Raw genomic sequence first — 23,521 nt, forward strand, 5'->3', positions numbered from 1 at the left:
GTACATCCGTATCTACAGGAAATTATTGTGCCGAATTACATTGTCGGAGACATCCAAGGGTGCTTCGACGAACTTCAAGGACTACTTGAAAAAATTAACTTTGATAAACACCAAGATACTTTATGGGTCGCCGGAGACTTAGTTGCTCGAGGCCCTAAATCATTGGAGACGTTATGCTTTATTCGTAACCTTGGTGACGCAGCTAAGGTTGTATTAGGCAACCACGACTTACATCTTCTGGCGGTGTCCTTAGGACTATTTCCAGCGAAACCAAAAGATAAGACTCAAGCGATTCTTGATGCTGAAGATCGTGAACTGCTAATCGAATGGTTAAGACAACAGCCTTTGCTTCAAGAACACCCAGAGTTCGTGATGTGCCATGCGGGTATCTCACCGCAGTGGAATCTAGAAAGAGCACGTGTTGAAAATCGAGAGATCGTATCCTTGTTAAAGTCCGATAAATGGCAATGGCTAATCGAAAACATGTACAGCAACGCGCCTGATTTATGGCATCAGGATTTACATGATATTGAGCGCTATCGCTATGCGATCAATAGCCTGACAAGAATGCGTTTCTGTTTTGAAGATGGCCGTCTCGACATGGCATGTAAGCTACCACCGAATGAGATTACCGATGAACCATTAGTGCCATGGTTTGACCTTCCGCAACGCATAAAGCTCGATAAAACCGTTGTTTTTGGACACTGGGCTGCGCTTGAAGGCTATAACGGAAAAGACGTAATTGGACTTGATACTGGATGCGTCTGGGGAGGTGAATTGACAATTCTTCGCTGGGAAGATAAACAGTTTTTCACTCAGAAAGCGCTATAAAGATACGAGAAACTTGCGCTACCTTGGTAGGGTAACGCAAGCATTTTTCAGAGACTAGCTATTGATAACCACAGTTAACGCTCGAGAATCACAAACTCCATGTTGTGTTTGTTTTTCTCGTCAGCTTGATAGCTCTCGTTAAAGCTCTGCTTCCAACCTTCACCCCAGTCAGGAAATTGTGTATCTCCATCGACGGCGAAATCGATGTAAGTCAGATACAACTTGTCCGCTTTAGGTAAGCAGCTCTCATAAATAGAGCCGCCACCAATGATCATCACCTCTTCAACATCACTGAGTAGCTCTAGAGCCTGTTCAATAGAAGTTACCGTCGTTACACCTTCAATCTTTAAACTCTCATCACGGCTGATTACGACATTCAACCGACCCGGCAAAGGGCGTCCAATAGAATCGTAGGTCTTACGTCCCATCACGACTGGTTTACCCATAGTCGAGCGTTTAAACCATGCAAAATCCGCAGGTAAATGCCAAGGCATCTGATTGTCTTTACCAATTATACGGTTGTTTGCCATTGCCGCTATCATGCTGATGATCATAAATCGAAAGTCCTGTCCCTAAAAAGAAAATTAACGCTAAACGATAGGTCTACGGCGATAGAATAACAGCCCTGGCACAGCTAAGCCAACCGCCAACCCTGCGATAATGAACATCGATTTTAAAAAGTTCTCCATCAACATTGCCAACAACTCAGGCGTGTAGCCTGCCCTGTTAATCTCCACCATCGCAATCATCGCCTTGAAGGCGAACACACCTGGCACCATAGGAATTAGAGCTGCAACCGTAAACACCTTCGGATGTGCTAACAGTTTATGTGACCAATGAACCCCTATCATACCAACCACGGTTGCGGCGAAGAACGTCGCCCATTCGATTGGAATACCAAAGTGCATCATCAGATACCGGCTACCATGACCGATAGAACCACCGAGTGCACAATAAATTAAAGCACGTTGCGGAACGTTAAACACCAATGCAAACCCAACCGCAGGAATAGCGGCGAAAAACATATCGTTGAGCAGACCTAAAAACAGTTCGAAAATACTCATTAGCTTGCCCACCCCCAAACATCTGATAGACTCATCGCCGCGACAATGCCCAAGCTCGTCGCCAGAGTTAATAAGCTGGCCATGGTAAAGCGCGCTAACCCCATATTAATATGGCCTTTAAGCATATCAGCGACGGAGTTAATCAGAGGAAAACCAGGTACTAACATTAATACAGATGAAGCCATCACGATCGTGGGTTGGCCGCCAATATTGTAAAGTACGGCTTGAGCTGAAATGGTCGTGGTAACGAATGCTGTGATAGCAAAGTTTAATAGCGGATTGAAATGGCGGTGCCCAATCTCTTGCCTGACGATCATACCGCAAGCTGAAGCAATAAAAGTCATCATGAAGACTTGCCAGTCTCCGCCCGCAAGGTGGCTAAAAGAGGCGCACGACAACCCTATCATCACAACCACTAACCAACGGTTGTAGCGCTCGGGGCTGATGTTTTGAATCTTTTTATACGCCAAATCATAATCGAGAATTCCCTTCTCCATCATGATGCAAATGCGTTGAATGTCGGTGATAACCTGCATGTTAATGCCACGATCAGCACAACTTCGAGTAGTGGTAATACAGTGATCATCCATTACGGTAGTTACAACAAGCGCATTGGCTGACAGTGCGACTTCAACCTCATTCACCCCACAAGCAATACCGATGCGACGCATGATATCGCCGACCAGTGTGCTCTCTGCCCCGTGCGCCAATAACATTTGTCCTGATTGAGCGACGAGTCTTGAGATCGCTCTTTGCTTTGATGCCATGATTTCCTTCCCATAGGCGTTAATTATCTAAAGATAAATTTTGCATAAAAAACAGTAAGACGTCATGATTTAGATACAAGAAAACCGCAATTTTCATTGCGGTTTAATAAAACTATCAGTGTACTTGTAAGAAGCGACCGATGCGTTATGAGAAACTAAGAGGATTAGTCACGAACATAGATAACATGGCCGTCATCCTCTTCGTCATCCCAATCGTCCCAATCGTCGTCATCTTCAGTAACGACATTCTTACCGCTCATCGCATCTTTATGGTAGTCATCCCACATAAAGTCTACTTTTTCTTCTTCTTCAACTTCTACAACTTCACGAGGTAGGTTTTCCATAAACTCACCTAGTTTGAAGCAAAGATCTTTGGTGCCGATTTTATTCACAGCAGAGATCTTGAAGTACTCGCCTTCCCAGCCCAAAGCATCGATGATTTCTTGAATCTTTTCGTCTGCTTCGTCTTCTGGCATTAGGTCAACTTTATTGAACACTAACCAGCGAGGTTTTTGTGAAACTTTTTCACTGTATTGCTCAAGCTCATCGATGATCGTTAGTGCATTCTGAATAGGATCAGATTGATCGATCGGCATAATGTCGATCATATGCAGAAGAACACGACAACGCTCAAGGTGCTTAAGGAATCGGATACCAAGGCCAGCGCCATCAGCTGCGCCTTCGATTAGTCCTGGGATATCGGCAACAACGAAGCTCTTTTCAGGGACAACACTTACCACACCCAAGCTTGGGATCAAAGTAGTGAACGGGTAATCAGCCACTTTTGGTTTCGCAGCAGATACTGAACGAATAAAAGTAGATTTACCTGCGTTTGGTAGGCCAAGCATACCAACGTCAGCTAATAGAAGAAGCTCTAAACGCAGTTCACGAACTTCGCCTTTAGTACCCATTGTCTTTTGACGAGGAGCGCGGTTAACAGACGATTTAAAACGCGTGTTACCAAGACCGTGCCAACCACCTTTACCAACCATTACTTTCTTGCCGTGTTCAGCAACTTCAGCAACGATTTCGTTGGTGTGGATATCAACTGCACGCGTACCAACTGGTACTTTCAGCGTAATGTCTTTACCACGTTTACCAGTACAGTTACCGCCGCGACCATTCTCGCCACGCTCTGCATTGTAAAAACGTTGGAAACGGTAATCGATCAGTGTGTTTAAGTTCTCATCCGCTTGGATGTAAACATCACCGCCGTCACCACCGTCGCCGCCATCAGGACCACCTTTAGCGACGAATTTTTCGCGCCAAAAGCTAACTGTACCATTACCGCCATCACCGGCTTCTATTTTTACTACCGCTTCATCAACGAATTTCATTTTTTAACTCCGCACTTACGTTGCGTTACCACTCATCAAGGAGTGATATAAATTCTAGCAGATCCGTGTTTAGATCGATCACCTAAGATCTAGGCCGACCTGCAACCAAGGAACAAATAAGGAGAGGTTCTTTGCTTCTTATTTCTTAAAAACAAACGGCTTCTTAAAAACTAATCTGTTTATCAAAAAATAAAACGGCTTCTCAAAACCAAAACAAGAGCGTCTGCTTTTTTATTCTTGCTATAAATAAAAAACCCTGCCGAATCGGCAGGGCTTTTGAATTCAGCTTGAAAGCTAATAAAATAATCTAGTTAAAGATTAAATTACTCAGCTTCGATGCTTACAAACTTACGGTTTTTAGGACCTTTAACAGCAAATTTCACTTTACCTTCAGTAAGAGCGAAAAGAGTGTGGTCTTTACCGATGCCAACGTTTGTGCCAGCGTGGAACTTAGTACCACGTTGACGAACGATGATGTTACCTGCAAGAACAGATTCACCACCAAAACGCTTAACACCAAGACGTTTGCTTTCTGAATCGCGGCCGTTATTAGTAGAACCGCCAGCTTTTTTATGTGCCATTGTTAAACTCTCCTAATACTTAAGCGTTAATGCCAGTGATTTTCACTTCAGTGAACCACTGACGGTGACCAGCTTGCTTACGCGAGTGCTTACGACGACGGAACTTAACGATTTTTACTTTATCGCCACGACCGTGTTGTACTACTTCTGCAGTAACCTTGCCACCTTCAACAAGAGGTGCACCAACAGCGATTTCTTCGCCGTTAGCAACAAGAAGAACTTTATCAAATTCAACAGTTGCACCAGTTTCAACGTCTAATTTCTCTAAACGAAGTGTTTGACCTTCGCTTACTCGGTGTTGTTTGCCACCAGATTGGAAAACAGCGTACATATTTTACTCCGCTTTTTCCGCACAGCCTATGGTTGTTAATTGTACAACTCGGGTGTGCGCTAAACTAATCAATAGGGCGCAGATTCTACGGGAATCATGGCGCTATGACAAGCCATATTTTTAAAAAATTGGCGAAAACCTGTTCGCCAAAGAAAAGTGCGGCAATCATGCCCTTTAGCGATGTATTAATCAACGTTTTTTAGTGTATTATTCAACAATTAAATACAACGTATAAGCCTTACAGGGTCTAACTTCAGCCGGATGAACAATGGATTTTAAAGCTATCCAAACGCTTACTGCCAATGATATGGCAAAAGTGAATGAAACAATTCAAGCCCAACTTAATTCTGACGTAAGTTTAATCAACCAGCTTGGTTTTTATATCGTTAGCGGTGGTGGCAAACGCCTACGCCCTTTGCTTGCTCTTTTATCTGCTCGCGCACTTGGTTATCAAGGTGAAGCTCATATCACCTCTGCAGCCTTTATCGAGTTTATTCACACCGCAACCCTGCTTCACGACGATGTTGTCGATGAATCAGACATGAGACGCGGTAAAGCGACGGCCAATGCCGCTTTTGGTAATGCCGCTAGCGTTTTGGTGGGTGACTTTATCTACACACGCTCATTCCAAATGATGACAACGCTAGGATCTTTAAAGATCCTTGAGCTAATGAGTGAAGCGGTAAACGTGATTGCCGAGGGTGAAGTTCAACAATTAATGAACTGCAATAACCCAGACACCACAGAAGAAAGCTACATGCAGGTGATCTACTCTAAGACTGCTCGTTTGTTCGAAGCTGCGACCCAAATCGGTGCGATTCTTACTGAGTCATCACCAGAGATCGAAACAGCAATGCAGAACTATGGTAAATACCTAGGCACCGCTTTCCAACTGATTGACGATGTGATGGATTACACTGCAGATGGTAAAGAGATGGGTAAAAACGTTGGTGACGATCTAGCCGAAGGCAAACCAACACTGCCTCTACTTTACGCAATGCATAATGGCTCTCCTGAACAAGCAAGCATGATTCGTGAAGCGATTGAGAAAGCGAACGGCATGGAACGTCTTGACGATATTATGGCTGTAATGAAAGAGACAGGCTCTTTAGAGTACACAACAAATAAAGCCTACGAAGAGGCCGATAAAGCCATCGCTGAGCTTTCTGTACTTCCTGACTCAGAATATAAGCAAGCGCTAACCACGCTCGCACACTTAGCTGTTAAACGCAGTAAGTAAGCAGGTTAATAGACAACTCGCTTCTAGCTTCTATATAAATAACAAAAAGAGCCTCAGGGCTCTTTTTTTTGGTTTTCAACAAATATTTGTAGGTGAGCCAAATTCAATATCGACTGGCTTCTAATGACAACGGCAGTTGTGCTTCAAGCTCTTCCATTGGCACCGCGTACTGCTCATGCCCGTTGTAAGTCTCTACTAGTGCGTACTGCTCTTGCTCATCAATTACCAATACTTTTCCTAAGTGCCCCAAATATTCGACATTCATACCCTTCTGAACAGTAGCCATAACATTTACCTTCACATTAATTTTAAAGCTAAATACGAGTAGCTTGAACTTCAGGATCAAAAAAGCCGATCATAATGACCGGCCCTTATTAATTAGCTTAAGTCTGAGTTAAATAGCGTTTCGCTTATTTAGCGAATTCAACACCAATCTCGATGTCACCATTTAGCGTTTCAAGCATGCTATCTAAAGCGTTACGTTCGAAGTCACTTAGCTCACCGTAGCTAAGGATCGCTTCAGCGCCCTCTTTGCCTAGTTTAACTGGCTGTGCGAAGAATGGAGCGTGCTCGCCTTCACCTTCAACGTATGCACATTCAATCACGTTTTCTTCACCTTGAAGTGCTTTAACTAGTGCAAGACCGAAACGACAAGCCGCTTGACCCATAGACAGTGTCGCACTGCCGCCGCCAGCTTTAGCTTCTACTACTTCAGTACCTGCATTTTGGATGCGAGTCGTTAGCGCTGCAATTTCTTCATCAGTGAACTCTACGCCTTCAACTTGAGAAAGTAGAGGAAGAATCGTTACGCCTGAGTGACCACCGATAACAGGAACACGGATGTCGCCTGGATCTTTGTCTTTTAGTTCAGCAACGAACGTTTCAGAACGAATCACATCAAGAGTCGTAATACCGAATAGACGACGCTTGTCGTAAACGCCCGCTTTCTTCAGTACTTCAGCCGCGATTGGCACTGTTGTGTTTACTGGGTTAGTAATGATACCAACACAAGCAGTCGGACAAGTAACTGCGATTTTCTCTGCAAGAGACTTAACAATGCCAGCGTTCACATTGAAAAGATCCGCACGATCCATACCAGGCTTACGAGCAACACCCGCTGAAATAAGTACAACATCCGCACCTTCTAGTGCTGGTGTTGGATCTTCACCCGCGTAACCTTTGATCGAAACAGGCGTTGGGATATGGCTAAGATCGGCAGCAACACCCGGTGTTACCGGAGCGATGTCGTAAAGTGCAAGATCTGAACCAGCAGGTAGGCGGTTCTTAAGTAGTAGGGCTAGGGCTTGACCGATGCCACCAGCGGCACCAATAACAGCTACTTTCATTGTTATTCTCCTTGAGAGCTTTCTCTTATAGATTCTTTGTAGGGTGATTCTTGAGCTAAATCTAAGTTAAAAAACTATATTAATCACAAAGTGATTACAATCAATTAACGCTAGCTTTGCGACTTCGCGCAAGTCAATAAAACCGTGCTACACAGCAAGTTCGCATTATGGCGATAATCGACTGAAATAACAAAATAAGTCGTCGCAAATAACACATTATTCTATTAAATATTTACAGTGATATGACTAACAAATTACAGGGATGTTTTGGCTAAAATTGAATATGTATGCGAGAATATGCAAACATCTTTGTTAATGAATAAGAATGACATATGCGCAATACAGAAAAGCAAGACAACTTAGTTCGTGCATTTAAAGCCTTACTAAAAGAAGAACGTTTTGGCTCACAAGGCGAAATTGTGGATGCCCTAAAACACGAAGGTTTTGAAAGCATCAACCAGTCTAAAGTCTCGCGTATGTTAACCAAGTTTGGTGCCGTTCGAACTCGTAACGCAAAAATGGAGATGGTTTACTGTCTTCCTGCTGAGCTAGGTGTTCCGACCGTTTCTAGCTCTCTAAGAGAATTAGTACTAGATATTGACCACAACAATGCATTGGTGGTGATACACACAGGTCCTGGTGCGGCGCAGCTGATTGCTCGTTTATTAGACTCACTAGGTAAGTCGGAAGGTATACTGGGCGTAGTCGCAGGTGATGATACTATCTTCATTACCCCAACGTTATCGGTTACCACTAAGCAACTGTTTGATTCAGTGTGTGAACTGTTTGAATACGCAGGATAATTGATCGCTGTTTCATAACTATCAGCCTTATTAATGGATCACGAGTATCTATTTGCTTCGTGATCCAAATCACATCCTAGAATATCCATACCTCCCTTCCAAAATCACACTAAACCATTGATTTTAAAAAACTCAGTAGCAAATCAAACACGAGATCAAGACATCATTTGTTAGATTTTTTAGCTATATCTTTTAACATTCGAGTAATTTTCTGCCAATTTTTGATATTATTCAGCCACTTTTTCATCACATGGATTGAAAAAGGTGCCGTTTCCAAATAGGAAACTCCTGAAGCAACTACACTTGTTTCAGGGTTAATAATGAATAAAGGAAGGGAAATTCATGGCATTTACCAAACTTATTAAAGTTGGTGCTATTGCAGCTGCTGTAATGGGCGCTGGCGCTGTTAACGCTCAAGAGTTCATCACGATTGGTACTGGTTCAGTTACGGGTGTTTACTACCCAACTGGTGGTGCGATTTGTAAGCTAGTGAACAAGGGCCGCAAAGACCACAACATTCGTTGTTCTGTAGAGTCTACTGGTGGTTCAATCTACAACGTTAACACCATCCGTGCTGGTGAACTAGATTTCGGTGTTGTTCAATCGGACTGGCAATACCACGGCTACAACGGTACAAGTAAGTTCAAAGATCAGGGCGAATACAAGAAACTTCGCGCGATGTTCTCTCTACATACAGAACCGTTCAACATCATCGCTCGTACTGATGCTGGCATCAACAATGTGTCTGACCTAGCAGGTAAGCGTGTAAACATTGGTAACCCAGGTTCTGGTGACCGTGCAACGATGGGTGTTGTAATGGACGCTATGGGCTGGACTAACGACAGCTTCAAGCTTGCTTCTGAACTTAAAGGTTCTGAGCGTTCACAAGCACTTTGTGATAACAAGATTGATGCATTCATCTACATGGTTGGTCACCCGAACGGATCAATCAAAGAAGCAACAACGTCTTGTGATGCAAAACTGGTTTCAGCAACAGGTCCACAGATCGACAAGATCGTAGCTGAAAACCCATACTACGCTTACAGCACAGTTCCTGCTGGTATGTATCGTGGTACTGACGCTGACGTAAACAGCTTCGGTGTTGCAGCTACTATGGTAACAACTTCAGACGTTTCTGAAGAAGTTGCATACAACGTTGCTAAGGCAGTATTTGAAAACTTTGACACTTTCAAACGCCTACACCCAGCATTTGCTAACCTGAAAAAAGAAGACATGGTTAAAGCGGGTATCTCTATCCCTCTTCACCCAGGCGCAGCAAAATACTACAAAGAAGTGGGCCTTCTAAAGTAACTCTACTTTAAGCCTACTACACCAATAAGGAGGCTAGCCCTCCTTATTGGCTTTTCACGTTTTATAAAAATAATTTAAGTGAAAAGAACAGCCCTTTAAGTTTCTCCAATTTGGAGGACTTACCTTCGTATCAAGCCTAAGACAAAGACGAACAAAAAACGCATTTCCCTATCCATTCACTACACTAGATAGGAAATAACTAACGTTTGGTTGTTCGTAAGAAAAGGCAGACCATCAATAATAAGGATAAAGTACATGACGCAGACAACATCACCGTCTCCAGATGTGCAAGAAATGGTGGCACAATCAGATACTGGTGCGCGTAGCCCTCGTGGTATCCAAGGCCGTATTTTATGGTTTGTGCCTCTATGTTGGTCACTGTTCCAACTTTGGTATGCATCTCCGCTGCCGTTCATTTTTAACTTCGCAATTTTAAACGACACTGAAGCTCGAGCAATTCACCTTACGTTTGCTATTTTCCTAGCCTTTACCGCTTATCCAGCCATGAAGAATTCGCCTAGGGATCGCATCCCCGCAGTCGATTGGATATTAGCGCTTGTAGGTAGCTTTTCAGCTTCTTATATCTATATTTTCTATACTGAACTCGCTGAGCGATCGGGCGCACCAACAACATTCGATATTGTTGCGGCTGTATTCGGTATGGTTTTACTGCTTGAAGCAACACGACGCGCTTTGGGTCCACCTCTTATGGTTGTGGCAGCAGTATTCCTACTTTATACCTTTGGCGGCCCTCACATGCCGGACGTTATTGCCCACAAAGGTGCGAGCCTGAACAAGGCAATGTCGCATCTGTGGCTAACAACTGAAGGTGTATTCGGTGTGGCACTTGGCGTATCAACGTCATTCGTATTCTTGTTTGTACTGTTTGGTGCAATGCTAGAACGTGCTGGCGCCGGTGCTTACTTTATTAAAGTTGCATTCTCACTGCTTGGTCACATGAAAGGCGGCCCAGCGAAAGCAGCCGTTGTAGCGTCTGGTTTATCTGGTCTGGTATCAGGCTCTTCGATTGCAAACGTTGTTACCACAGGTACCTTTACTATCCCGCTAATGAAGCGTGTTGGTTTCCCGGGCACAAAAGCTGGTGCAGTAGAAGTAGCAGCTTCAACCAACGGTCAGCTAACGCCACCTATCATGGGTGCTGCGGCATTCCTGATGGTTGAATATGTGGGCATCTCGTATGTAGAAGTAATCAAGGCGGCGCTACTTCCAGCTCTGATCTCTTATATTGCTCTGATTTACATTGTTCACCTAGAAGCATGTAAAGCAGGTATGACTGGCCTACCTCGTCGCCACACACCAACTATCGTACAAAGCCTACTCTCTTTCACTGGAACCATTTTAGGTCTATGTGTTATCAGTGCTGCGGTTTACTACGGTGTCGGTTGGACGAAAGATGTCTTTGGCGATGCTGCAACACCAATCGTAACTATGGCGCTATTGATCGCTTATGTTGCTCTGGTTCGCGTATCAGCAAAATACGCAGCTGAAGGCGGCATGGAAATCGATGCGGATCTCAAAGAAGTTCCGGATCCAGGCCCAACGATTAAATCAGGTTTACACTTCCTACTGCCTATCGTAGTGCTAGTTTGGTGTCTGACGGTTGAACGTTTCTCACCTGGTTTATCTGCCTTCTGGGCCACAGTGTTCATGATCTTCATCTTGATCACCCAGCGTCCTTTGATGACTCTGATGAACAAATCAGACGATCTTGCAGAGCAAACCAAAGCTGGTTTCGTTGACCTAGCAGAGAGCTTAGTTTCAGGCGCGCGTAACATGATCGGTATCGGTGTGGCGACAGCGGCTGCTGGGACTGTTGTAGGTGTGGTGACTCTAACGGGTATCGGTCTTGTAATGACTGACTTCGTTGAGTTTATCTCAGGCGGTAGCATCATCCTTATGCTGCTATTTACTGCGGTAATCAGCTTGATCCTAGGTATGGGCTTACCAACCACAGCAAACTACATCGTTGTATCAACGCTGATGGCGCCGGTAATCGTTACTCTGGGCGCTGCGCACGGCTTGATCATTCCATTGATTGCGGTGCACTTATTCGTGTTCTACTTCGGTATTCTTGCGGATGATACACCTCCGGTAGGTCTCGCGGCGTTTGCAGCAGCGGCAATTGCGAAATCCGACCCAATTCGTACAGGTATTCAAGGTTTTACCTACGATATCCGGACCGCTATCTTGCCATTCATGTTCATCTTCAATACCCAACTACTGTTGATGGGTATTGATTCTTGGTGGCACTTAGCACTAACGATTTTCTCTTCTGTGACTGCGGTACTTATCTTTGCCGCAGCAACTCAAGGTTGGTGGTTCACCAAGAACAAGTGGTGGGAAACTATACTGCTTATCGTTCTGACCTTCTCTTTCTTCCGCCCAGGTTTCTGGTGGGACATGATTTATCCAGAGAAAGTTCTTTCACCTGGAGTTGAGATTGCTCAAATCACGGAAAAGCTGGATGTGGGACAATCACTTGAACTTAGAGTGGGTGGCGAAAACTTAGAAGGTGACTATTCTGAAAAGACAGTTCGCCTGCCGTTTGAAGATTCTGCGACCTCAAGTGAAGATCGTATTGCCTCTATGGGTCTAATGCTGACTGAATCAGAAGGCAAGATGATTGTTGATATGGTTGAGTTCGGTAGCCCAGCAGAAGCGGCTGGTATTGATTTCGATTGGGAAATCAAATCCGTTATCCAAGATGCAGATCGACCAATGAAAGAGTGGGTATTCTTACCAGCTCTGATCATTTTGATTGGTTTAGCGATGAACCAAAGAAGACGTGCTCGTAAGGATGAGATTAGCGCGTAATGGATAAGGCTGAGTAGTGCTTAGCGCTATTTGGCTTTATTACATGGAAAGGATAATTACAGTACTAAGTGAAAGCTTAGCGCTGATTAAAAAGAGACGAATACATGTATAAACAAATCCTTGTTCCTGTTGATCTTAATGACAAAGGCTTTTCTGATAAGGCAGTCGAACTGGCGGTATGGCACGCAAAACACAGCAATGCTGAAATCCACATTCTGAACGTACTACCAGGCATTCACATGTCGATGGTGGCGTCTTACTTCCCGAAAGATGCAGCGAACCAAATGAAGCTTGATGTTAAAAATCAGCTGAAAGAGTTTGCCGACAAACACATCGACGATGAAGTGGTGTATAAAGTTCACGTTGCCGAAGGCAAGACTTACACAACGATTCTAGATTACGCAGAAAAACTGGGCGCTGACCTTATCGTGATGCCTAGCCATAAGCGTTCGAAAATCGACAAAGTTGTGCTTGGTTCTGTTGCAAGCAAAGTGGTACAGAACTCACCAATCAATGTATTGGTGGTTAAACCGCAAGGTTAAGTCATTTAATCGACACACAATCTAAAAAGGTTGGCCTACAGGCCAACCTTTTTTGTTTTAATTCATGCTACATAGCTTTAGAGTCAATTCACTATGTTTTGCGGGCTACCCGCAATAAAGCCTTCAATATTATCCATTAAGATATCAGACAGTTTTTGAATCGAGCTGTCGCTACCCCACGCCACATGTGGAGTGAGTAATAAGTTCGGTAAGTGGCTATTAGCCAATAGTGGATTTGAGTTGTCGGCTGGCTCTTGTGTAAACACATCCATACCTGCGCCTGCAATCTCATGTTTTTTCAAAGCCTCAACTAGGGCTTGTTCATCTACTAGACCTCCGCGCCCGGCATTAATTAATACCGCGCTCGATTTCATCATTGTGAGTTCTCGCTCTGAAATCAGATTTTGGGTCGCGTCAGTCAATGGGCAATGTAGACTGATCGCATCCGCTTGCTTCAATACCGTATCAAAAGGTAGATACCCTTCTCGACAAGACTCTGCTCCTTTTCGCTCGGCAAACATCACCTTCATACCAATCGCTTTGGCTAACATTGCGGTGGCTTGACCTAAGCTGCCACTCCCCATCAACCCCAGTGTGCTACCAGCCACATCTTGAATCGGATGAGTAAAGAAGCAGAACTGCTTGTCCTTTTGCCACTCACCTGCCTCAATGTCTTTGTGATAACCAACAAGGTTTCGTTTAAGTGCAAACAGCATTGCGATGACATGTTCAGGAACCGATTGAGTCGCATAACCTTGTACGTTTGTCACTGCAATGTTTTTAGATTTGCAGTATTCCACATCGACATTATTGACACCGGTCGCTGAAACCGCGATCAACTTGAGTTTTTTCGCACCAGCGAGATTCGACTCATTGAGCACTACCTTGTTAGTGATCACCACATCAGCTTCTTCAACTCGCTCTGATACTTGCTCAGGAGCTGTGAAATCATACTCTACCCATTCATGCTCAAAGCTCAGAGGCTTTAAATGAATTTGAGATGGGATAGTCGCTCTATCGAGAAACACAACTTTCAGCGTTGGCATTCTTCTTCCTTGGTTAGATCTATGAATCAGTCCATTCTAAGCTTTTAGCTTACTGTAGTCTGGAAGCTCAGGCGCAATTTCAAAGTGCTGTTCGATTTGTGGCGATGCTTGAGGATAAAACTCACACGGAACAAAGGCTTTGAATAACTGATCATTGGCCGGGTGATAAAAACTGAGTTCACACGCGTGCAGAGCTAACCTCTCGCTATAGATAAATGCATCTGGCGTTGCATAAAACTCATCACCCACAATAGGATTCCCCACCTCCATGCAGTGCACACGCAACTGATGAGATCGTCCCGTGATTGGCAGTAGCTTCAACAAGGTGGTTTGAGTATCTGTTTGCTCTACCACATAACGTGTCTGTGAAGGTTTGCCATTATCCAAACACACTTTCTGCCGAGGGCGGTTCAGCCAATCACAGATGAGTGGCAGATCGATCAATCCTGCTTTTTGTTCAACCGCTCCCCATACGCGTGCGTAATACAGTTTGTGTGTCAGGCGATATTGGAACTGCTTCTTCAAGTGACGTTCTGCCTGCTTGTGCTTAGCCAGCAACATCAAGCCTGAGGTCGACATATCCAAACGGTGCACCACTTGAATATCAGCAAACTCCTCCACCAAGCGACTCCACATGCTGTCGTAATGCTCTGGCAACCTACCCGGAACAGAAAGCAGGCCTGCAGGCTTGTTCACCACAAGAATATCGTCATCTTGATAAACAATATCAATCCACGGTTCACGCGGTGGTGTGTACTGTTCTAACGCCATTGAAGCCTCTTAATTGCTAGTGAATAAATAATTTACGGTTGATTCGTTTATAAATAAATACAACTTTCAACATTTTCGTACATAAAAGTTGACGACTTTACAAAACATGGTATTGATAGGGTAACGGATAATAAGAAGTCAGCATCAAAGGAAAAACGATGGACAGTACGGTTAAAACCACCAACACAAAAACACCAACCTCAGCTCCCCTATCAAGTTTAATTAAGTCTCTTGGCCCAGGCGTTATGATGGCCGCAGCGGCTGTAGGTGGTTCTCACTTAGTCGCCTCAACCAAGGCGGGTGCGATTTATGGTTGGCAGCTTGCCGCTCTCATTATCCTCGTTAACGTATTTAAATATCCATTCTTCAGAGCCGGCATCCAATACACGCTAGGAACGGGTCAAAGCTTGGTGGAAGGTTACTCTAACCTAGGCCGCTCATACCTTGTGATCTTTTCGATCTTGAGTGCCATATCTGCGGTCGTGAATACCGCTGCCCTGCTATTATTCAGTGCAAGCCTACTCAGTTACTTTGTTCCTTTCGATTTAGCCACTAGCACCTTGTGCATGATCGTTTTAGCGACCTGTTTGATCATTCTGTTTGCTGGCCATTATCGTGCTCTAGATACACTATCTAAAGCGATCATGGCGATCTTAACCATCACAACCTTAGCTGCAGTCGCCATTGCTATCGGCTCTCCAGTCGAACCTGATGCTGCTTTTGTTCCACCGTCGCCTTGGTCATTGGCTGCTATTGGTTTTATCGTGGTGACCATGGGTTGGATGCCTGCGCCTATCGAAATATCAAGCATCACCTCTATGTGGCTAAAAAGCCAAAAAGAGAAGCAGGAAGTGACCGCACAATCAGCGCTGTTCGACTTTAACGTTGGCTACATTGGTACGGCGCTGCTTGCTTTAGTATTCGTTGCGTTAGGCGCGCTAGTACTTCACGGTTCGGGAGTTGAACTGTCTCGCTCCGGTGTTGGCTTTACTCATCAATTGGTCGGCATCTACGCTTCGACAATTGGTGAATGGTCTCGCCCGTTAATCGCTCTTATCGCTTTCTTCTGTATCTTTGGTAGCACCATTACCGTTATCGATGGCTACTCACGCGTGCTTGCTGAATCACAACGTCTATTATTCAAAAAAGATTCAAGCCCAAGAATGCTGCAAGGCTGGATAATCATTGTCTCTATCGCGGCACTCGCGATTGTGATGTTCTTTAGCGCAGCACTGATGCCTATGCTCGATTTCGCAATGGTACTCGCGTTTGCAACAACGCCATTCTTCGCTCTGCTTAATTTCATCTTGGTCAACAAAGCTAAGCTTCCAGAAGCGCTAACCATTGGCAGCAAACTAAAATGGTTGTCTGTAGCAGGTCTTGTTTACCTATTTGGTTTCCTAGCGGTATTTGTTTGGTGGAAGTGGTTAATGTAACCAGCTACTTGAATTGTTAATTAAGCTACAGATACAAATAAGGCCTTCATAATGAAGGCCTTATTTCGTTGAAGCATTTCGCTAATTCAAAACTAGTTGTGAGAAACCACAATCAAGCGTAATGAATCTAGCTGAACCTGAGCTTTGCTGATGTAACCGGTCAGTTCATTGATTTGAGCTTCGATTACCTCTAGCTCTTCATCACGAATATTAGGATTCACGGCTTTAAGCGCTTGTAGACGCTCTAATTCACCGTTCAGGTTAGTCTGCATATCTCGTTGAGCTTGTTCACGCACTTCTTCCACTTTAGGAAGTACGTGCGTCTCACCCGCTTCGATTAGCTTGTGAATTTCACCTTGTACCGAGTTAACTAGCTTGCTCGCTAGGTGACGGTTTACAGGGCTTAATTGACGGTTAAAGCTGTCGAACTCAACCTGAGCTGATAAGTCATTACCACGGCCATCCATCATCAAACGAATTGGCGTCTTAGGCAAGAACTGGCTGATACCGCTGCGTTTCGGCGCTTGCGCATCCACAAGGTAAACCAGCTCAAGCAGGATAGTACCCACTGGCAGCGCTTTGTTTTTCAGTAGTGATACCGCTGATGCACCAACACCTTCACTCAGTAGCAGATCGATACCGCCCTGAATCATTGGGTGTTCCCAGCTAATGAAGTTCATGTCTTCACGAGAAAGCGCAGTATCACGATCAAACGTGATGGTTGCGCCTTCGTATGGTAAGCCTGGGTAGCTTGGCACCATCATGTGCTCAGACGGCGTTACAACCAGAGCATTCTCACCCTTGTCGTCTTGGTTCAAGCCAATCGTATCGAACAGGCTTAGTGCAAACGTTACTAGGTTAGTGTCGCCGTCAGTCGAGGCAATCTTCTCTGCAATTTCATGCGCTTTGTCGCCGCCGTTTGAGTGCATTTCTAATAGGCGATCACGGCCTTTTTCTAGATCTGATTTCAGGCTTTGATTTAGCTTGGCAGACTCTTCAATCACTTCATCAAGTTGCTCAGTGTTACCAGAAGCCAGCATCTCGATAAGAACATCTGAGTACTTATCGTAAACCGTGCGACCCGTTGGACAAGTTTCCGCAAATGCATTCAGACCTTCATCGAACCAACGCGCAAGGATCGCCTGTGATGTGCCTTTTAGGTAAGGAACATGAATGTCGATATCACGCAGCTGACCGATACGGTCCAAACGGCCAATACGTTGCTCAAGCAAGTCTGGGTTGAATGGAAGATCGAACATCACAAGTTGGTTAGCGAACTGGAAGTTACGACCTTCAGAGCCGATTTCACTACAGATAAGAACCTGAGCGCCGCCCTCTTCTTGAGCAAAGTAAGCCGCAGCTTTATCACGCTCTAGAATCGACATGCCTTCGTGAAATACGGTTGCACGCACACCTTCACGCTCACGCAGTGCTTGCTCTAATTGAAGAGCCGTACTTGCACGAGAGGCGATCACTAGGATTTTCTCGCTGCGCTTGTCTTGGATCTTTTCAATCAACCAGTTAACGCGTGAGTCGAACTGCCACCAGCTTGAATCTTCACCTTCAAACTCTTGGAAGATCTCTTCTGGATACAGCATCTTCATTGCACGAGCTTCGGGAGCCATTTTGCCACCGATCATGCCAGATACACGCATTGAGGTTGTGTACTGCGTTGGAATCTCCATCGGCAGTAGGTTTACATTACGCTTAGGGAAGCCTTTGATTGCAGCACGTGTGTTTCTGAAAAGAACACGGCCGGTACCATGGCGATCCATAAGGTTATCAATCAGTTCTTGGCGAGCTAACGCTTGCTCTTCTTCGCTGCTATCACCTTCAATCACACGGAACAGAGGCTCAACATCTTGCTCAGAAAGCAGTTCCGTAATCTGGTTCTTCGCGCTGTTTTCAAGCTTCACTCCAGAGAACAGAGCCGTTACTGCATCAGCAACCGGTGCGTATTGGTCTTCTTCTTCAACGAATGCTTCGTAATCGTAGAAGCGATCAGGATCAAGCAGACGCAGACGTGCAAAGTGGCTCTCACGACCAAGCTGTTCAGGCGTTGCTGTTAGTAGTAGCACACCAGACGTATTTTCCGCTAAGCCTTCAACCACTTGGTATTCACGGCTTGGTTTGTCTTGGCTCCACTCAAGGTGGTGCGCTTCATCGACAACCAACAAGTCCCACTCGCCTTCAAGTGCTTGCTCGTAGCGCTTACGGCTCTTACGTAGGAAGTCCAAAGAACACAGAACGTACTGCTGGGTATCAAACGGGTTGTCTGATTCAGCAAACGCTTCAATACAACGCTCTTCATCGAAGATAGAAAAATGCAGGTTGAAACGGCGCATCATCTCTACTAACCATTGGTGTTGTAGAGTTTCAGGAACCACAATCAGAATACGTTCAGCACGGCCAGACAACACCTGTTGGTGGATGATCATGCCCGCTTCAATGGTTTTGCCTAGGCCAACTTCATCAGCCAGTAAAACGCGCGGAGCGTGACGACGACCCACTTCATGAGCGATGTATAACTGGTGAGGGATCAAGCCAGCACGCATACCACACAAGCCACGCATCGGGCTCTTGTGTTGTTGGTACTGGTTGCTTAGCGCACGGTAACGCAACACAAAGTTATCCATACGGTCGATTTGACCTGCGTATAGCTTATCTTGTGGCTTGTTAAAGCGGATCTGGTTGCTTAAGAAGATTTCACGCAGAGTGACTTCTGTTTCTTGGGTATCTTCGCGAGTACCTAAGTAAGTCAGCAGACCTTTGTCTTCGATAACTTCCTCGACAGACAGAGACCAACCTTCTTGGCATTCGATGACATCGCCTACATTAAACGTTACTCGGGTTACGGGAGCATCAGTACGTGCATAAACACGGTTTTCTTCTGACGCTGCAAACATTAGTGTCACTGTGCGAGCATCCATTGCTACAACGGTACCTAAACCTAAATCGCTCTCCGTATCGCTTATCCAGCGTTGCCCCAAAGCAAATGTCATGAATCGACTACCTCAATCTTATAGTTGGAATTTGGTCTTCTTAACTGCAGTTTTAAACAAGAACATTATCGCTCCTGAACTAAAAATATAGCCAAAAATGTCTAGTTTGCAGCCACTTTTTAAGTGCGCTCTCAATAATAAATATCTCGAGAAAATGGTGCAGAAAAAGGTCGCTAATCTTACTCGATGCTGTGATTTAGGTCACGCCTAAAGGAGATGATTTCATGCTTTTTTTCTGTTTTCGCCAGTGCAATCAAACTGTCAAAAATTCATGGTTAATCTATAGGTAGCAGATTGCTGCTCTCAAACGAATACACCATATTCACTCGTAACGATATGGTGCTGTTCCTCTAGATGAAGTTTAGGTGAGTAGTTGACTATCACCAGAATCAGATACTAATCTTTATATGAGCTTTATCTACGTTCAATGAATGCAAGGCAAGCCGCACGTCGGCAAGGAGATGCTATGGGCGAGACCAACCGGAAGCTATTTGTTTTAGACACCAATATCCTACTTCACGAACCCTTCGCTATATTTTCTTTCCAAGAGCACGATGTCGTTATCCCCATGACAGTGCTAGAAGAACTCGACAGAATCAAAGACAGTAAAAGAGACGTTGCTCGAGATGCGAGAATTGCGATTCGAACGCTCGAAGACCTGTTCAGGGAAGCCACACCAGACCAAATATCGGAAGGCATCCCTTTTTCTAAAGACATAAATGCATCTGGCAGTATTTCAATACTCGCTGACTACGAACTTCAAGAAAGCATCAAAGCCTTTGCCGATGACAAGGCGGGCGATAACCGAATCCTCAACGCTGTCCTCTATCTTCAAAATAAACGCGCACCACGCGAAGTGGTTCTCATCACCAAAGACATCAATATGCGTTTACGAGCAAAAGGCGCCGGTGTACGTTTTGTTGAAGACTATCAAACTGACCAACTGATTGATGATATCCAATACCTCACCAAAGGCTTCCAACAACTGGAAGGCTCATTTTGGGATGGTATCGATAATGTCGAGAGCAGAAGTTTAGGCGGCAAGACGCTGCACACCTTAGCAAGAGCGCCGTTCGAGCCAACCTTCCTCAACCAATATGTGATTGACGAAGAAAGTGACTTTGCCGCTCGAGTCGAGGAGATTGAGCCGGAAAGCATTACCCTGAGAGACCTCAGCCGCGAAAGATTGATGAATCGCAGAGCATGGGACATCACACCAAAGAACGTCTATCAAGGCATGGCGATTGATGCGCTGCTCGACCCTGATATTGATCTTGTGATTCTCACTGGCGCCGCAGGTAGTGGTAAGACACTGCTTGCTATGGCTGCTGCACTTGAACAAACCATTGAACGTAAGCAATTCGATAAGATCATCGTAACCCGCAACACCCCTGATATTGGTGAGTCGATAGGTTTCCTTCCGGGTACAGAGGAAGAGAAAATGTTGCCTTGGTTAGCCGCAGTGACCGACACACTGGAAGCGCTGCACAAGAACGACCACTGCACAGAAGGCTCGATGAAATACATCTGTGACAAAGCTAATATCCAGTTCAAATCGATCAACTTCATGCGCGGCCGTTCCATCCAAAATGCGTTTGTGCTTCTCGATGAGTGTCAGAACCTGACTGCATCACAAATCAAAACCATCATCACCCGCTGTGGTGAAGGTACTAAGATCGTCTGCTCAGGAAACCTAGCGCAGATAGACTCTTCTTACTTAACCCCTGTGACTTCAGGCTTAACCTACATGGTTGAGCGTTTTAAAAACTTCGAAGGCAGTGCCAACATCCACCTCAATGGTGTGGTGCGTAGCCGACTAGCTGAGTTTGCGGAAGAGAACATGTAGTGACTCTATACGCTCACTGAATCAGTAATCTAAAAACAAAAAGCGCCTCACATTGGAGGCGCTTTTCAATTTAATATTTTGAAGTAAGTCGGCAGAGGTTAGTCTGAATTACTCAGTACCACCAACGGTTAGCGAGTCTAGTTTCAATGTTGGTTGACCAACACCCACTGGCACACTTTGACCAGCCTTACCACACACACCCACACCACGGTCGATGCTTAGGTCGTTACCCACCATAGACACCTGCTGCATCGCTTCGATACCAGAACCGATTAGCGTCGCGCCTTTCACTGGGTGAGTGATCTTACCGTTTTCAATCATGTACGCTTCAGACGCTGAGAATACGAACTTACCTGATGTGATATCGACCTGACCGCCACCGAAGTTCGGTGCGTAGATACCTTTCTCAACCGTCGCGATGATCTCTTCCGGTGTGTGTTCGCCCGGTAGCATGTATGTATTCGTCATACGTGGCATTGGAAGATGCGCGTATGACTCACGACGACCATTACCTGTCGGTGCTACACCCATTAGACGAGCGTTCAGCTTATCTTGCATGTAACCTTTTAGGATGCCGTTTTCGATTAACGTATTGTACTGACCGTTAACACCTTCATCATCGACGTTCAATGAACCGCGTAGATCCGTTAATGTACCGTCATCGACAATCGTACATAGGCTTGAAGTTACTTGCTCACCAACTTTGCCGGAGAATACTGACGACTCTTTACGGTTGAAGTCGCCTTCTAAACCGTGGCCTACCGCTTCATGCAGCAGAACGCCCGGCCAACCAGAACCAAGAACCACAGGCATGGCACCAGCAGGCGCAGCCACTGCTTCAAGGTTAACTAATGCTTGGCGAATCGCTTCATCCGCAAATTGGTAAGCAACTTGAGTGCCTTTGTCATCACTTAAGAAGAAGTCGTAACCAAAACGGCCACCACCACCAGCGCTACCACGCTCACGACGATCACCCTTCTGTGCAAGTACGCTAATAGACAAGCGAACCAGCGGACGAATATCACCAGCGTAAGTGCCATCAGTCGCAGCAACCAGCATCTGCTCATGCACACCACTTAAACTCACCGATACTTCAGTCACCATCGGCTCTTTAGTGCGAATGTAAGCATCTAATGATTTTAGTAATTCTGTTTTCTGCTGTTTTTCCCAACTCGCAAGCGGGTTAACTGCATCATAGTAAGCTTGATTAGAGTTGCGTTTGAACGCTTGAACCTTGCCGTTTTGACCTTGTTTAGCAATACCACGAGCCGCAATTGCGCTCTGCTTAAGACCATCCAATTGGATTTGGTCAGAGTAAGCAAAACCAGTCTTTTCACCAGATACTGCACGAACGCCAACACCGCAATCGATATTGAAAGAGCCGTCTTTAATAATGCTGTCTTCTAGCACTAAAGATTCGTGCCAGCTTGACTGAAAGTAGATATCAGCATAATCAATTTGGCGGGTAGCAATACTCGCCAATGTATCTGCGATATTTTGCTCCGTAAGCCCTGTCGGGTTCAGTAGCGCTTCTTCAATTTGATTAATGCTCATAGATGGCTCTTGTTTGTAATTAAAATTGATTGGTAAATCGAGAGTGTTGCGCGATGGGCATATTTTGCCTAATGGACTCGCAACTGGATGTGTCTATCTCAACCACCATACTTTTAGGATCTTGGTCTAACTGTGCGACCACTCGTCCCCATGGATCAACCACCATTGAGTGTCCCCATGTTTCTCTTTGGCAAGGGTGTTTTCCGCCTTGACCTACCGCGACAATCCACGACTGTGTTTCAACCGCGCGGCATCTTAATAGTACTTCCCAGTGCGCTTGACCCGTTACCGCTGTAAAAGCCGCAGGCACCACAATGATTTGTGCCCCTTGCTTACGTAACTCTGAATACAAGTGTGGAAAGCGCACATCATAACAAATACTCAAACCTAAGCGACCAAAAGGCGTTTCCGCTGTCACAACTTGGTTGCCCGGAGTGAAAATATCCGACTCTCGATAGCACTTATGGGCGTCAGCGACATCCACATCAAACATGTGTAGCTTGTCGTAATGAGCAACGAGGCAACCAAAATCATCAATCACCAAGGTGGTGGTCGTCACGCCGTTAGTTGTGCTTATCGGCATACTGCCAATGACGATCCAAATTCTGTGAAGCTTTGCTAGCTCAGAGATTTTCTTTTGCAGTGGGCCATCATTAAAAGGCTCAGCACACTGGTGATAGTCGGCTTTACTGCCAAAAACTAACGCGTTTTCAGGGCAAACAACCCACTTAGCCCCCAACTCTTTGCACTTTGCAACTTCTTGAGCAAGGTACTCAAAGTTCAATTCAGGGCTGGGGCCAGATGTCATTTGAATCAACCCAACACAATCCATGTGTATCGCTCCTCCATTCATTATGATTCAGAAATCAGCATTTCAC

The 23,521-nt window shown here is 45.2% G+C and carries 21 protein-coding genes; 8 read left to right on the forward strand and 13 right to left on the reverse strand.

Features of this window, described 5'->3' with window-relative positions:
- Positions 1–27 precede the first annotated feature (27 nt).
- Positions 28–831: a symmetrical bis(5'-nucleosyl)-tetraphosphatase gene (locus AB4503_RS22060; protein WP_372115728.1), complete on the forward strand. Its 804-nt coding sequence runs from the start codon at positions 28–30 to the stop codon at positions 829–831.
- Between the two features lie 74 nt (positions 832–905).
- Here AB4503_RS22060 and folA read toward each other — a convergent pair whose 3' ends face one another.
- From folA to rplU, 6 genes are all read right to left on the reverse strand, one after another.
- Positions 906–1,385 (reverse strand): type 3 dihydrofolate reductase, encoded by a 480-nt coding sequence (gene folA, locus AB4503_RS22065; protein ID WP_017062944.1) that lies wholly within the window; start codon positions 1,383–1,385, stop codon positions 906–908.
- 36 nt (positions 1,386–1,421) lie between these two features.
- Positions 1,422–1,895: a threonine/serine exporter family protein gene (locus tag AB4503_RS22070; RefSeq protein ID WP_017062945.1), complete on the reverse strand. Its 474-nt coding sequence runs from the start codon at positions 1,893–1,895 to the stop codon at positions 1,422–1,424.
- Entirely contained in the window at positions 1,895–2,662 is a 768-nt protein-coding gene (locus AB4503_RS22075) for a threonine/serine exporter ThrE family protein (RefSeq protein WP_017061378.1), read from the reverse strand. The genes AB4503_RS22070 and AB4503_RS22075 overlap by 1 nt, the downstream gene beginning before the upstream one ends.
- 164 nt (positions 2,663–2,826) lie before the next feature.
- Positions 2,827–3,999: an Obg family GTPase CgtA gene (gene cgtA, locus AB4503_RS22080; protein WP_017061377.1), complete on the reverse strand. Its 1,173-nt coding sequence runs from the start codon at positions 3,997–3,999 to the stop codon at positions 2,827–2,829.
- Between the two features lie 323 nt (positions 4,000–4,322).
- Complete coding sequence (gene rpmA, locus AB4503_RS22085; RefSeq protein WP_004735905.1) at positions 4,323–4,580, reverse strand: 50S ribosomal protein L27; 258 nt, start codon at positions 4,578–4,580, stop codon at positions 4,323–4,325.
- A 19-nt stretch (positions 4,581–4,599) separates the two neighbouring features.
- Positions 4,600–4,911, reverse strand: a complete 312-nt coding sequence (gene rplU, locus AB4503_RS22090; RefSeq protein ID WP_004740823.1) for a 50S ribosomal protein L21 — start codon at positions 4,909–4,911, stop codon at positions 4,600–4,602.
- A 268-nt stretch (positions 4,912–5,179) separates the two neighbouring features.
- Here rplU and ispB point away from each other — a divergent pair, with 268 nt between their 5' ends.
- The gene (gene ispB, locus AB4503_RS22095) at positions 5,180–6,151 is read left to right on the forward strand and encodes an octaprenyl diphosphate synthase (protein WP_017061376.1); all 972 of its coding nucleotides are present in this window, start codon (positions 5,180–5,182) and stop codon (positions 6,149–6,151) included.
- 103 nt (positions 6,152–6,254) lie between these two features.
- Here the strand turns inward: ispB and AB4503_RS22100 are convergent, their stop codons facing one another.
- Together AB4503_RS22100 and mdh are read right to left on the reverse strand one after the other, a co-directional pair.
- Positions 6,255–6,437, reverse strand: a complete 183-nt coding sequence (locus tag AB4503_RS22100; protein WP_372112557.1) for a hypothetical protein — start codon at positions 6,435–6,437, stop codon at positions 6,255–6,257.
- A 124-nt stretch (positions 6,438–6,561) separates the two neighbouring features.
- Positions 6,562–7,497: a malate dehydrogenase gene (gene mdh, locus AB4503_RS22105; protein ID WP_009847834.1), complete on the reverse strand. Its 936-nt coding sequence runs from the start codon at positions 7,495–7,497 to the stop codon at positions 6,562–6,564.
- A gap of 332 nt (positions 7,498–7,829) precedes the next feature.
- On the opposite strand from mdh, the gene argR reads away from it, so the two are divergent.
- The 4 genes from argR to AB4503_RS22125 all read left to right on the forward strand — a co-directional run bounded on the left by argR (position 7,830) and on the right by AB4503_RS22125 (position 12,988).
- Entirely contained in the window at positions 7,830–8,300 is a 471-nt protein-coding gene (gene argR, locus AB4503_RS22110) for a transcriptional regulator ArgR (RefSeq protein WP_004740827.1), read from the forward strand.
- 342 nt (positions 8,301–8,642) lie between these two features.
- Entirely contained in the window at positions 8,643–9,611 is a 969-nt protein-coding gene (locus tag AB4503_RS22115) for a TAXI family TRAP transporter solute-binding subunit (RefSeq protein WP_017061374.1), read from the forward strand.
- A 255-nt stretch (positions 9,612–9,866) separates the two neighbouring features.
- Positions 9,867–12,446 (forward strand): TRAP transporter permease, encoded by a 2,580-nt coding sequence (locus tag AB4503_RS22120; protein WP_372115729.1) that lies wholly within the window; start codon positions 9,867–9,869, stop codon positions 12,444–12,446.
- Positions 12,447–12,550: 104 nt separating this feature from the next.
- Positions 12,551–12,988 carry a universal stress protein gene (locus AB4503_RS22125; protein ID WP_017061372.1) on the forward strand — a complete coding sequence of 146 codons (438 nt, stop codon included), beginning with the start codon at positions 12,551–12,553 and terminating at the stop codon, positions 12,986–12,988.
- An 83-nt stretch (positions 12,989–13,071) separates the two neighbouring features.
- Here AB4503_RS22125 and AB4503_RS22130 read toward each other — a convergent pair whose 3' ends face one another.
- Complete coding sequence (locus tag AB4503_RS22130; RefSeq protein ID WP_372115730.1) at positions 13,072–14,034, reverse strand: D-2-hydroxyacid dehydrogenase; 963 nt, start codon at positions 14,032–14,034, stop codon at positions 13,072–13,074.
- A 36-nt stretch (positions 14,035–14,070) separates the two neighbouring features.
- Positions 14,071–14,805: a pseudouridine synthase gene (locus AB4503_RS22135; RefSeq protein ID WP_372115731.1), complete on the reverse strand. Its 735-nt coding sequence runs from the start codon at positions 14,803–14,805 to the stop codon at positions 14,071–14,073.
- Positions 14,806–14,963: 158 nt separating this feature from the next.
- On the opposite strand from AB4503_RS22135, the gene AB4503_RS22140 reads away from it, so the two are divergent.
- Positions 14,964–16,241, forward strand: coding sequence for an NRAMP family divalent metal transporter (locus AB4503_RS22140; RefSeq protein ID WP_372115732.1), 1,278 nt, complete (start codon positions 14,964–14,966; stop codon positions 16,239–16,241).
- Positions 16,242–16,333: 92 nt separating this feature from the next.
- On the opposite strand, the gene rapA is transcribed toward AB4503_RS22140, so the two are convergent.
- Complete coding sequence (gene rapA, locus AB4503_RS22145) at positions 16,334–19,243, reverse strand: RNA polymerase-associated protein RapA (RefSeq protein ID WP_017062952.1); 2,910 nt, start codon at positions 19,241–19,243, stop codon at positions 16,334–16,336.
- Positions 19,244–19,709: 466 nt separating this feature from the next.
- On the opposite strand from rapA, the gene AB4503_RS22150 reads away from it, so the two are divergent.
- Positions 19,710–21,089 carry a PhoH family protein gene (locus AB4503_RS22150; protein ID WP_017062953.1) on the forward strand — a complete coding sequence of 460 codons (1,380 nt, stop codon included), beginning with the start codon at positions 19,710–19,712 and terminating at the stop codon, positions 21,087–21,089.
- 108 nt (positions 21,090–21,197) lie between these two features.
- Here the strand turns inward: AB4503_RS22150 and tldD are convergent, their stop codons facing one another.
- Entirely contained in the window at positions 21,198–22,643 is a 1,446-nt protein-coding gene (gene tldD, locus AB4503_RS22155; RefSeq protein ID WP_017061366.1) for a metalloprotease TldD, read from the reverse strand.
- A gap of 19 nt (positions 22,644–22,662) precedes the next feature.
- Entirely contained in the window at positions 22,663–23,475 is an 813-nt protein-coding gene (locus tag AB4503_RS22160) for a carbon-nitrogen hydrolase family protein (protein ID WP_017061365.1), read from the reverse strand.
- Between the last annotated feature and the right edge of the window lie 46 nt (positions 23,476–23,521).

Source organism: Vibrio sp. 10N.222.55.B11 (assembly GCF_041473705.1).
Taxonomy (GTDB): Bacteria; Pseudomonadota; Gammaproteobacteria; order Enterobacterales; family Vibrionaceae; genus Vibrio; species Vibrio crassostreae_C.